The sequence below is a fragment of the Acinetobacter sp. CFCC 11171 genome (assembly GCF_003268405.1).
Classification (GTDB): domain Bacteria; phylum Pseudomonadota; class Gammaproteobacteria; order Pseudomonadales; family Moraxellaceae; genus Acinetobacter; species Acinetobacter amyesii.
In genome coordinates, this window is sequence record NZ_LQXP01000001.1 from 28200 (window position 1) to 40799 (window position 12600).

10 protein-coding genes and 2 pseudogenes are annotated in these 12600 nt (G+C 39.5%); 4 read left to right on the forward strand and 8 right to left on the reverse strand.

The annotated features are described in order from the left end of the window. Nucleotides 1-7 precede the first annotated feature (7 nt). The 3 genes from AVJ20_RS00175 to AVJ20_RS00185 form a co-directional block, all read right to left on the reverse strand. Nucleotides 8-2947, reverse strand: coding sequence for an insulinase family protein (locus AVJ20_RS00175; protein WP_111883713.1), 2940 nt, complete (start codon nucleotides 2945-2947; stop codon nucleotides 8-10). Nucleotides 2948-3088: 141 nt separating this feature from the next. Then, nucleotides 3089-3862, reverse strand: a complete 774-nt coding sequence (locus AVJ20_RS00180) for a hypothetical protein (protein WP_416240526.1) — start codon at nucleotides 3860-3862, stop codon at nucleotides 3089-3091. Nucleotides 3863-4029: 167 nt separating this feature from the next. Beyond that, complete coding sequence (locus tag AVJ20_RS00185) at nucleotides 4030-4479, reverse strand: GNAT family N-acetyltransferase (RefSeq protein WP_078188654.1); 450 nt, start codon at nucleotides 4477-4479, stop codon at nucleotides 4030-4032. A gap of 277 nt (nucleotides 4480-4756) precedes the next feature. Here AVJ20_RS00185 and AVJ20_RS00190 point away from each other — a divergent pair, with 277 nt between their 5' ends. The 3 genes and pseudogenes from AVJ20_RS00190 (at nucleotide 4757) to AVJ20_RS00200 (ending at nucleotide 6711) form a co-directional block, all read left to right on the forward strand. After that, a complete protein-coding gene (locus tag AVJ20_RS00190; protein WP_111883714.1) occupies nucleotides 4757-5761 on the forward strand; it encodes an adenosine kinase in 1005 nt (334 codons plus the stop codon). Continuing rightward, nucleotides 5761-6087 carry a Rieske (2Fe-2S) protein gene (locus tag AVJ20_RS00195; protein WP_078188656.1) on the forward strand — a complete coding sequence of 109 codons (327 nt, stop codon included), beginning with the start codon at nucleotides 5761-5763 and terminating at the stop codon, nucleotides 6085-6087. The genes AVJ20_RS00190 and AVJ20_RS00195 overlap by 1 nt, the downstream gene beginning before the upstream one ends. A gap of 16 nt (nucleotides 6088-6103) precedes the next feature. Then, a pseudogene (locus tag AVJ20_RS00200) lies at nucleotides 6104-6711 on the forward strand (OB-fold-containig protein). Between the two features lie 98 nt (nucleotides 6712-6809). Here AVJ20_RS00200 and AVJ20_RS00205 read toward each other — a convergent pair. Further along, nucleotides 6810-7436, reverse strand: a complete 627-nt coding sequence (locus tag AVJ20_RS00205; protein WP_111883715.1) for a YidB family protein — start codon at nucleotides 7434-7436, stop codon at nucleotides 6810-6812. A gap of 111 nt (nucleotides 7437-7547) precedes the next feature. Beyond that, nucleotides 7548-8018, reverse strand: coding sequence for a DUF6231 family protein (locus tag AVJ20_RS00210; protein ID WP_111883716.1), 471 nt, complete (start codon nucleotides 8016-8018; stop codon nucleotides 7548-7550). A gap of 34 nt (nucleotides 8019-8052) precedes the next feature. Here AVJ20_RS00210 and AVJ20_RS00215 point away from each other — a divergent pair, with 34 nt between their 5' ends. Further along, complete coding sequence (locus AVJ20_RS00215; RefSeq protein WP_111883870.1) at nucleotides 8053-8922, forward strand: DUF2797 domain-containing protein; 870 nt, start codon at nucleotides 8053-8055, stop codon at nucleotides 8920-8922. Nucleotides 8923-8999: 77 nt separating this feature from the next. Here the strand turns inward: AVJ20_RS00215 and AVJ20_RS00220 are convergent. From AVJ20_RS00220 to AVJ20_RS00230, 3 genes and pseudogenes are all read right to left on the reverse strand, one after another. Continuing rightward, nucleotides 9000-9927 (reverse strand): annotated as a pseudogene (locus AVJ20_RS00220) (alpha/beta fold hydrolase). Between the two features lie 248 nt (nucleotides 9928-10175). Continuing rightward, the gene (locus AVJ20_RS00225; RefSeq protein WP_111883717.1) at nucleotides 10176-12041 is read right to left on the reverse strand and encodes a SurA N-terminal domain-containing protein; all 1866 of its coding nucleotides are present in this window, start codon (nucleotides 12039-12041) and stop codon (nucleotides 10176-10178) included. 132 nt (nucleotides 12042-12173) lie between these two features. Further along, nucleotides 12174-12446, reverse strand: a complete 273-nt coding sequence (locus tag AVJ20_RS00230) for an HU family DNA-binding protein (RefSeq protein WP_078188662.1) — start codon at nucleotides 12444-12446, stop codon at nucleotides 12174-12176. Nucleotides 12447-12600 lie beyond the last annotated feature (154 nt).

Below are 12600 nucleotides of genomic sequence, written 5' to 3' on the forward strand. Positions count from 1 at the left end.
TTTTGTTTTAATTCACTTGTTTTATTTCGAAACCAAGCTCAACCAAAGCATCTCGCTTAGCCACCGGTGCAACCACAGCTTTCGTCGGTTGTTGTTCAACCAAGTACGCCACAGCAACACGTTTTAGATCTTCCAAAGTCACATTCAAAAGACGTTCACGTAACATTTGACGGAAAGCTGGCGTGCGTTTATGCAATAAAGCATAACAAGCTGTAATAGCTTCACCCGCTGGTGATCCCGGTTTATCCATGCTAGCAATTAGACCCAAAATCGCTTCTTCTAGCTGATGAGGTTGTTGTTCAGCATTCAGTAGCCACTGCACACTTGCGTCAAAATCTTTAAACGTTTCAGCTAAACGTGGGTCACGGTAGCTATAGAAACGGAATGAACATGCATTACCGTCATAGCTTGCTCCGCCACCATAAGCACCACCTTTTTCACGAATCGCGCTATGCAAGAAGCCATTACGCAAATAAGCCGCCAAAATCATTAAAGGTGCTGCATCAGGATGCGACACTTCCACCGCAGGATATGCTGAAGCGCAGAACTGAACATTGGCTTGAATGAGCCAAGCTTCGTCATTGTTGCTATCTGCAAAATTCACTTGAGTTAAATCATGTGGGTTATCGTCAATCGCCACTTTATCCCAAATGGTTTGAACTTCCTCAACCAATCGGTCTGAATGATGTTCTTCACACACCACCAAGAATTGTTTTGGTGCTTTAAGCAAACGGTTATGAATTAACTTAAGCTCATCAATCAAGGCATTATAAGCCGTGTCGTCTTGCTCAATTTTGCTGACAAGTTCTGACAACCAGTTCAGCGCGCCTAGGCCTGTATTATGATAATCACGTAACGCCAATGCACTATGTTGACGACCTGCAATTTGCATTGCATAGCTATGACCAGAGCCAGAAACACGTGAATGCCAACGTGCTTTACGTTGTTGCAATAACTCTACGATACGGTTTTTCTCATCAAAACGTAGCTGTTCAAAAGCCAATTTCAATAAGCGAATGGCTTCAAGATTATTCACCAATGATTTAGTGGTCAACGTTAGCCAAGCACTAATTTGACCTTTATCGTCCACTTTTGAACGCAGCGATGCGCCCATACCTAAACCGCCACTCACAGCTGTTTGCAACTGTTGTAGCTCTAAGTAGTCGTATTCACCTGCACCAACTTCACCCATCAAAATCGACAAGAGGTTGAAATACGGCGATTGCACCACTTCATCAGGAATCTGAATCAAAACTTGTTGGTAATAAAGACCATTGGTGCCTGCATGGTAAAGATTTAACGGCGTATCCAAGCCATTACTGATAATTTCGCGTAATTGACCTTGTACAATCTGTAATTGTGCAGGAACGTCTTCTAAACCTACTTTAGGCAATAGGTTCAAATCATCTGGGGTATCTTGACGAATGTTCAGTGCTTCAGTCTGCGCAATAATCTCTGCTTTTTGCGCTTCAGTTAAATTCGCAACAATTTCTTTTAAACGTGCTTTTTCTGCTGCCGCTTCCAACGCATTTTTTTCAGCATCTGGAACCAAAGTTAATTGCACACGATGTTGATTGTCAAGCAAGTAAGTTTTGATTAAGTTAGATAACCACATTGGGTCTTTCAACTCTTCCTTCACTTGTTCAATGGCCGTATCCACATCCCAAACATCCACAGGGTCTGAATGGTGAATCGCACTGCTTAAACCATTCAGAATTAAGCTTAGGCCATATGGTGTACCATCACCATTGATTTCACGCTGATGCAATTCAATTTGATGCAAAATCGCCTCAACTAAAGCCGGGTCAACAGGCTTAGCCGCAACGTCTTCTAATACTTTAAACACGCCATTTTTAAATTGTTCTGCATGCTCAGGGTTGGAACCTTGAATTGCACAGTAGAACGTCATTTCATAGTTTGAGTCATCTACGCCCATGAATGGACCAGTAGACTGTGCATAACCACAGGTTTCTAAGTAATGACGTAATGGCGAAGCAGAATCTTCAAGCAATACCCCCTCAACCAAACGCATCCCTAAACGTAATTTGATATTACTTGCTTCAGGCAATAACCAAGAAAGCACATGATAGGTTTTGTCTTTGAGGTCTTCAGCATCAACTGCATACGTTTCAGTTACAGTTACAGGCGCAGTTAAACGACGCTCAGGTTTTGAATACAGCGTTTGACCTTTTTCAAATTTTGACAAAGCAAGCGTTTCAAACTGTTCTTGTAAGTTATATGCAGGCTCATTACCAAAGGTCATGAACACGGCATTACTTGGGTGATAATGTGATTTGTAGAAACTTACTAACTCTTCATAGCTTAAGTCAGGAATGTCTTTCGGATCACCGCCTGAGTTGTAATGATAAGTTGTTTCTGGGAATAAATGATGGGCAAGTTGGTGATACAACTGATCTGAAGGTGAACTCATTGCACCTTTCATTTCATTAAATACCACGCCTTTATATACCGCTTCGCCATTTTCTAGCTCAATACGAATCCCTTCTTGCGCAAAATCAAGCGGGTTCAAATTCGCAGCAAAAGCAGCATCCATATAAACTTCTAACAAGTTTTGGAAATCTTTTTTGTTTTGCGTTGCAAATGGATATGCTGTCCAATCCGCTGCGGTAAACGCGTTCATAAACGTATTGAGTGAACGACGAATCATTAAAAAGAATGGGTCACGTACAGGGAACTTTTCTGAGCCACACAGTGCCGTATGCTCAAGAATATGCGCCTCACCTTTTGAATCCATAGGCTGCGTACGGAAGGCAACTAAAAATACGTTTTCGTCATGGTTTGTGGCTAAGTGATAATGCACCGCGCCAGTCACTTTGTGTTTATATTCAGACACTAAAATGTCTAAAGCTTCAACATGATGTTGACGAATCAACTGAAACGCGGGATGTACAGTTTGAGAAATGGTTTCAGTGACATCTACAGTCATGTGTGCTCCTAATCTATTCATTTAAATTAGGCAAAGTATACCTTAAAAAATCACAACTAGATTCACCGAAACAACATTTCCAACTGTTTTAATCAACTTGAACTTTAATTTTAAAAATCACTTGTTTTCGCACTAAAACATTTAGACTGGTTTTATGGATTGCCTATCATTTCGTGTTGACCAATAGACACAAATCACAATCGCCAATAACAATACAAAGGAAGCCATAAAGCGACTTATATCCAATCCACCTGAACTGATTGGCTTATTTAGAAAATCGCCGACAACTGCGCCCAATGGACGTGTCAAAACAAAAGTAGCCCAAAATAAAATCGTCTTTGAGACCCGACTAAAAAAGTACAACAACGCCATCGATAGAATTAAACAACCAAATAACCAAATGCCACCGCTATAGCCTAATCCTGCACTATCGGAAGTCCAGTCCCCCAAAGCTGTACCTAGCGTTTGAGAAAATGTAATCGTCAGCCAATAAAAGATCTGTGTTTGTGGCAAATTCTCTACACTCGGATTAATTGACCCTTCGACCTGATACCAGCTGAAAAGCGATATGAGCACCAAACTCAGTAACAGCAAACTACCACCCAAGTAGCCAATACCTAAAGAACGATCTACAAAATCCGCTAAAGTCGTACCGACCGTGGTACTGGCAATAATCGTGGCCCAATATAAATAAGGTTTATAGGCTTTGGACTTTATTTGAAAATACACCAAACTGATAAATATGCCTGCGGAAATAAAGGTACTGAGTAGATAGCCCAAATTTAAGGACATGGACAATGCATCACCACTGGTTTCACCAAAGGTGGTCGCAAAAATTTTGGTCAACCAAAACAGTGCGGTAATCTCAGGGACTTTTTTAACGTAGTCTTGTAGCTCAGACACTTGCATATGCATCACTCTATGCAGTTATTTTGATGCTTATATCTTCGATAACTAAAATGAATTTTTGCTTAAAAATTTGCTTAAAATAAGGCGCTCTTTTTTAGAATTATCACAAGAAAAAAGCACCCGATATCGGATGCTTCATTTAAAGTGTTTACTGTCTATTTTTGGATTGAAAACTAAACCAGATATTTGAAATAATTATAATTTGGATGGCTTTCAACATAGACATAATTCTGTTTTTGATAGAATTTTGCAGCATTTTTAAGCTCAGTATTTAAGCACAGTGCAGAAAAGTGTTTTTTTGCACCCTTTTCCAATTCCACCAACAGCTGCTTACCCACGCCATGCTGACGGTACTGCGGATGCACATAGAAACGGCGAACTCGTCCAATCCGTTCTTCTACACCAGTATCACCCCATTGCTGATTTAAACCGCCACAAGCAATCAATTTATCGCCATCATAAGCAAGCAATAATTGCTCACCCGTTTGGTCAAAACGATTTTTACCACTTTGATATTCTTCAATTAAACGGTGTATAAATGTATAGCCTTCATGCTGCGCCAAAGCAGCAATATTTTCGATTTGAGCAGGAAGTTGCTCTGCTGGACGAATCGTAATTTCCATATATTCACACTTTTAATCTGTTATCTATTTATGATGACCAAATCATCTTGATTCAGTCTGAACACCCTATAGCTCTATAAAAGTAAAAATTTTCGATTTGCACAATAGCAAAGCTGATTAAAACGGCAACTAATTCAAAAAAAATGTAAAAATATAATGGATTTGCCCGATTTTTATACACACCTGTCCTTTAATTGAATTTTCTTCAACAAACTACAGCATTCCTGAGCATTCGTGTAAACTTAGCACTTTCATTTTTTTGATGTGAACATACAACATGGCAACTGTTGACCTTTTTGCAATTGGTAATGCACTTATTGACCAAGAATTTAAAGTCTCTGACGAATTCCTAATTCAACACAATCTGCAAAAAGGTACGATGCAACTGACTGATGGTGATACTCAAACAGCCCTTTATAACAATCTAAAAGCGACTCAAGAATATAAAGGTCAAGCTTCTGGTGGTTCTGCAGCAAATACTACGGTTGCTTTTAGTGCTTTAGGCGGAACTGCATTTTATGGTTGTCGTGTCGGCAATGATGACTTAGGTCAAATTTACCTAAATGGTTTAAACGACGCAGGTATCCAAACTGCAACTCAATCAATCAGTGAAGGTGTAACCGGCACATGTATGGTATTGGTCAGCCCTGATTCTGAACGTACGATGCATACTTACCTCGGTATTACTGCTGAATTAACTGATAGCCAAATTGATTTTGGCAGCTTAAATACTGCGAAATGGTTATATATCGAAGGTTATCTTTCAACATCAGATAGCGCGTGTCTTGCGGTAAAACAAGCACGTCAAATCGCCAAAGCCAATGGTGTACAAATTGCATTGACCTTATCTGATCCAGCAATGGTGCAATATGCACGTCAAGGTCTAGATGAGTTACTCGATGATGGCGTGGACTTATTGTTCTGTAATGAACAAGAAGCGCTGATGTACACAGAAACAGATCATTTAGATGCTGCACTTGCTAAATTGCAATCACTAAGCAAACACATTGTCATTACATTAAGTGCCAAAGGCGCCTTAATCCATAATGAAGCAGCAACATTTACCGTGCCAGGTCGTAAAGTTACCGCAGTAGATACCAATGGTGCAGGTGATGCATTTGCTGGTGCTTTCCTATATGCACTGAATGCAGGTCATGACTATCAAACGGCTGCTGAACTTGCCATCTTGATTTCAAGTGAAGTTGTGGCTCAGTTTGGTCCACGCCTAGCAGTTGAAGACTATGCTCAGCTTTTACAATCATTTCAAAAGGAATGTGCTTAATGTTTAAAATTTGCATGACGGATGATGTGCCAGAACGTGAAGCACGATCATTCGAAACGCCTGAAGGTGAAACGATTTTTATCACCCAACGTGATGGCATGTTTTACGCTTATCAAAATAACTGCCCACACTTGCACGTAGAACTTGAGTTTCTAGAAAATCAGTTTCTAGATCGTGACCAAGAATTTATTGAGTGCTCAACACATGGCGCCCTGTTTATGGTCGAATCTGGGGAATGTATTTCTGGTCCATGCCAAGGTCAAGCCCTTGAAAAAGTGAACATTAACGTGCATTCTGATGGTGGAATCTACCTCACAGAAGAATAAACACTGGAATACAATCATGTCCGCATTTTTAACAGACTATAACTTAATACCCTTTCATTTAAGTTTATTAGCCGTACTGTTATTGGGCATGGTTGAAACCATTGGCTACTATATCAATATTAGTCCTAGCCAAGTTTTAAAAAGAATTGCCCCTCAGCGCATACAAGAGTTGGCATTATTGAATGTCAAATTTTCCAAGTCTCTGATTTTGTTCTTTTTACTGATGAATTTTAGCTTTGCAGGCTATGTACTTCAGTTTTGCATCCATGCCAAAGAAGGTCAATTCGTTCCCGCTTATTATCTGATTTTACCTGCGTTGATTATTGCCATATTCTTTACGGTATTTATGATTCATTGTTTGGATCAGGTTATCCCACCCAAATATAAAAAACAAACCGTTAACCTACTGGGTCGTCTAGCCACCATTTCAAGTGGAAATGCCCGTCCCGGCTTTTCAGCTCAAGCGCGGGTGCGTGATGAGTTTGGTCAACTACATTATGTGCAAGTTGAGCCAGAATTTGGTGAGTTAGAGTTTCAGTCGAAAATCATTTTGATTCATCAAAAAAATCACACTATATTGGCAAACAAATCAGTATGTCGAACCGTTTATTTAATCCATCCTAGTGACAATCTAAGCGTCACATTGTTATCATTTTTCAAATCATAAAAAAGCCAGTGTTCACTGGCTTGTATTCAATCAAATACCTAAATCGATATTTTGATTAACGCTTCAGGAAACCTGAGACCAAATTCATCACTTGTTGAATATCAGCATTCGCTTCTTGCTGATTGGTTTGTCCAGCTTGTGGCGTCAATGAGTCAATAATTTGCGGCAATACCCTTGAAATTGCGCTATATACATCTTGTTTCTGAGTTTGTGTTTCTTGTGCAACTTGCTCCACTTCGGCATCATCAAATAAATTTTGTACTTGTTGATTAGTCACAGCAGCATTATCACCAGGGCCTGTAGATACCCAATCATCAACCTGACTGCTCAAGCCCTGTCCACGTAATTTATCCAAAGCACCTTGTAGGCCACCTTGTTTTTGAATCCAAGCCAGCACCAGAGGTAACACTGCTACTAAAATGGTTGATGCATTACCACCGCTACTACGTTGCTGCGGCTGCGCTGCACCACCCAGTTGGCCCAACACAGAGCCTAAAATTCCACCCAAACCACCCGCTTGGTTTTGAGCATTGGTTTGGTTATTTTGAGTGCCTGCATTTGCGCCCAATTGACCCAGCACCGAACCTAAAATACCACCCAGACCACCTTGTTGATTTTGATTGTTTGCACCACCAAGGGCCTGCTTTGCTAAAATCTCAACAATATTATTTAAATTTGTCATTTTATTTTTCCCAGTGAAACCTAGATAAATTCATTACAGCATACGTGGGAAAACACAGATTTATCATAAATGTTTGTTAATTTTTGCAATTTCTCGCAGGCTAAGTATTTGTTACCAACGGAATTTATCCCAGTTTTCAGGATTTGCCCAAAATTTAGAGTTAAACCAATCTGGAATATGTTTATAAGTCAAAATATTAAACTGCCATAAAGCAAAATCACTTTCATGCGTGGTTTTATCAATGAGCTGAGTAAAGCCTAAAGCACGTAATAATTGTTCATCGTGTAACTTACTCACCACCACGATGCGTTTGGCAAATAGGTCACGCAATTTTACCAACATCTGAGTTTTCTGCTGCTGATCCAAACTCAACATCGTTTCAGTATCAAGAATCACAAATCCAAGGTCAAAACGCTGGGTAAAAGGCAGATTTAAAAACTCAGTTACGTTAAAATGTTGCCATTGAATTGGATGAAATTGATTGTATTGCTCAAGATCCTGACCAATACTGATTGCGGTTGAAATGGGCTGCTCTTTTGACAAATCGTCTAGCATAGAAGTGATGACATTTTGTTCAGCCATTGACCGCATCCTTAATAATGAAGTGAGTATTCGTATGGAACTACAAGGCATTTGCCATAAAATGCATGCAGGTCTTAAAGACCTTAGTGTAACTGATCAACATACACACAAGGCAAATGTTGAGTATAAATTTATTATAGATCGCTCAGAAGTTGATCTACCGTTTAGCCTTGGCCAAGAAATTGAAATTGAAGCCACTGGAAATATCTACTGCATTTCTTGCGGCGCAAAAACGCCTAAATCGTATTCACAAGGTCATTGCTTCAAATGCATGAAGACTAAGGCTTCTTGTGATATGTGCATTATGAAGCCTGAAACCTGTCATTATCATCTCGGGACTTGCCGTGAAGATGATTTTGCCCATGAAGTTTGCTTTCAACCGCATATTGTCTATTTAGCCAATTCGAGTGCCTTAAAAGTGGGGATTACTCGACTTGGTCAAATGCCTACACGTTGGCTGGACCAAGGTGCGACGCAAGCTTTGCCTATTATGAAAGTTGGTTCACGTCGTCTATCTGGTCAGCTTGAAGTCATGTTTGGAACGCAAGTGGCCGATAAAACTGATTGGCGTAAATTGCTCAAAGGTGAAGCAGAACCCATCAACCTGATCGAAATTCGCGACCAATTGGTAGAAGAATTCGCACCTAAAATTCAGACCATTCGCGAAGAATTTAGCCAAAATTTAGAGTTTAATGAAACCGTCGAACTGTTAGAAGATGAGTTACCACGCCAATTTATCTACCCGGTAGATGAATATCCTGAAAAAATCAAATCGCATAATTTGGACAAAACACCGATTATTCGAGGAAAATTACAAGGGATTAAAGGTCAGTATCTGATTTTGGATACCGGTGTGATTAATATTCGAAAATACACGGGCTATGAAATTAAAGTACGTACTTAAATCGACTTAACGTGTCTAATTAAGTTTAAAAAAGCGAGATATTTCTCGCTTTTTTTCACACACTTTACCGATTTGATTCATTGAACAGTTGAAAGAAACTTTAAATATGGCAACGCCATTAACTGCTCCGCTTCTAAGATAGGCATATGACCAACATGGTCTAAAATCAGAGGCTTTTCGGCTTTTTTTAAAAAAGCGTCTCAGTTCTTCTGCCACTTCAACATTGATAATCTGATCTTGCTTCCCCCAGATAATAAACACAGGTGCATCAATGCCTCGTGCAGCCAAAGCAAAGGACTCTGGCGTATACAAGGTCGCCATTTTTTGCAGTTGCTCCACCATTTTATTGGTTTGTTTAGACTGAACTATCATCAACTTTTCTTGCCCAATTTTTAATTCTTGTGGAATAAAAGGCGGGGATTGCATCACGATCTTCATCACGCGATCAAAATCACCAGTTTTTCTGACCACTAGCTCTGCAAGCTTTGCCGTATCTTTTAGATACGCTGTATTGCTTGACTTAAAGACACCTGCCGAATCCACCAACAATAAAGATTTCACTTCTAAGGGATACTGAGCGCTATAGAGCATGGCAATTGCACCACCCATCGAATGCCCTGCGATATGTAAATTTGGATCTAACTTTGCAGCATCAATAAAACGTCGTAATTTTTCAGTTAAATTTGGAATCGATAGATCAAATTGATCTGCGACAATAGTTTCTCCATGTGCTGGCAGATCTGGAATAATGACATGATAATTGGGCGTTAAATAACGGGCAACGCGGTTCCAATTATCACGCGTGCCTGACAAACCATGCAGCAACAACAGCGTCGGTTTTTGTGGATTTCCCCCTTCACTATATGTCCATTCGATTTCATTATTTTTGACTTTTTTGCTGGTCAAGCCCGCCCAAGCTCTTTCCTGCTCTAGAACATTTTGAATGTTTAGTTCTGCAGCTTGAATACTACTGGCAACGCAAATCGTTAGTAGCATCTGTATCATGTGTTTAAAAAATGATCCATCGCGATAACGGATTCTTTAAAGGTTTACATTGAGGCATATACAGAGATATCATCCGCTTAATCCTTTGTCGTGATGAGTTATTTCGTCTTCATATTATTTTTTTGAAAACACCAATCTACGATGCTAGAGTCGATATTTCATTTGCCAAATCTTTTAAATAAAAATTATATCTGTCAATTTAAGCCAAAAAAACCAGCTCGAAAGCTGTTTTTTTAAAGCTACCTTAATTATTTAATTTTGGCATGATCTTTTAGATAACGTGTGTAGTCATCAAATTCTTGCTGACCACGAAGCTGTTGATAAAGTTTTTTTAACTCATCTAACTGCTCACCCGTTAATGCCGCATCAGATTGTTTATTCACTGCAGTCACAGCAACTACAACCAACTCATTTGGTAGATTGGTTGTAGTAACAGACCAATGACCTGCTTTCGGCGCTTTTACGCTAAATGCAGCACGTTGAATTTCACGTTTCAACAAACCATCCGCACGAGTGAAGGTACCCGCATTTTCAAAGTTTAAATTGCCTTTCGCGACTGAAGCAGCAGGTTTTGCAGCAAACTCTTTCAATGTCGCTTGAATCTGAGCTTTTGCAGCATCAAACGCTTTCTTTTCAATCAGCTGAGTTTTCACATGCGCTTTCGCTTCAGCTAAAGTTTGAACACCTGCAGCATGATAGTTACGCACTTTCACCCAAACTACATCACCATTTTTCAACTGAATGCTCGATGAAACATTACGTTCACCATTTTTAACATCATCGTTAAACAATTTAACTTTGACGTTTGCATCACTTAGAACAGGATGTTGCGATGCTAATGTTAAGCCATTCAATGATTGTACTTTTACGCCTTTCACTTCTTGACCCACGACATCGAGGGCATCACTACTCACCACCATATCATTGAGGCTGTTTACAGTGTCAGAAAAAACATTGGCTTTTTTCGAAGCAGCGACTTCTGCTTGCAGACGTGCTTTTTCTTGCTCAAATGAAGCCACTTTTACAGCTGGCGCCACTTTTTCGATCAAGTGATAACCACTGTCTGTTTTCACTGGAGCAGTCACTTGACCAGCTTGAGCACCTTCAACTGCTGCATCAAATGCATCACCAAACACACCTTTTTCATAAGCAACCAGTTCACCACCTTTTGCTTTAGATTCAGGATCTTCAGAGAATTGCGCAGCAGCTTGGTTAAAGCTTAAACCCGCTTTAATTTTAGCTTGAACACTTTCAGCCAGTTTTTTAGCTTCGGCATCTGAACGATTGTCCGCAGTGATCATGATGTGCTTAACGATAGGTTTAACTGACTTCTGTGCATTCTCAACAAAGCTGTTATACGCTTCTTTCAGTTCAGCATCAGTTGCAGCTTCTACAGGTGCAGTAATATTGGCAGGTGTTAATACGACAAAATCTGCATCAACACTAGTTGCTTGCTTAAATTTGTTTTTATGCTGCTCATAATAAGCGGCAATTTCAGCATCAGATACTTTTACATTTTTCTTGTAATTTTCAAGATTAATGCTTGCCAACTGAATACTACGTTGTTCCGTTTGTAAGTTCGCAATTTGCAAGATATCAAGCTTACTCACCAATGCATATTCCATAAATGTTGTAGACAACATTTTTAAAGCATGGTCTTTACGTAAATTATCAATGAATGTGCGATTCGTCATACCAATCGATTCGAGGTATCGCGCAAACGCTTCATCAGAAAATTGACCATTGACTTGAAAGCTTGGCTGCTGATGAATCATTTGCACAATTTGTGCATCACTCAAGCTAATGCCTAATTTATCAGCTTGTTGCAATAGCAATTGGCGTGAAACCAAAGTATCCATCGCTTTATTGCTAATGAAATTTTGATTCAATAATGTTTCATCACCCTGAGCATATGCAAGATATTGTTCTTTTAATGAGTTCGTCAGTGCTTCGAGTTCTTTTTGAGAAATTTCAGTACCGTTTACAGTCTTTGCTGCATCTTTAGATCCACCACTAAAATATCCTTCAATACCTACAAGTGCTAAAGGGGTCAAAAACAAAACGAGCAAGACCTTGCCCAGCCAACCCTTAATGACTTTACGAAACGATTCCATAAGTATTCCAATATTTTATTTGCGGTGAATTTTAACCGAAAACCCGAGATGAATGAATGCGATATATCAATTAATCACATTTACCAATAAAAAACGCGCCAATTTATGGCGCGTCTCATGTGCTTAATAAGATTAAGCTACAGAATCTTTCAAGCCTTTACCCGCTTTGAAGCTAGGAACTTTGCTTGCTTTGATTTCTAAAGTCGCACCAGTTTGTGGGTTACGACCAGTACGTGCAGCGCGTTCTTTTACGCTGAAAGTACCGAAACCAACTAAAGTAACTGTATCACCAGCTTTTAATGCATTGGTAACTGCAGCAATTGTAGCATCTAAAGCTTTACCGGCATCGGCCTTAGATAATCCCCCATTTTCGGCAATTGCATCAATTAATTCTGATTTATTCATGAAAATTACGTCCTCTTAATATCGTTTATTTAAGGTTCAAGAATTTGTATAAAACGCCATAACGCCTTTATAGCAATGCTTTAGGGTTAAACGCAATACTCCTCAACCTCTTTTTATAGAATTTTTTGACGAAAAAAACCTTGAAAATTCGATA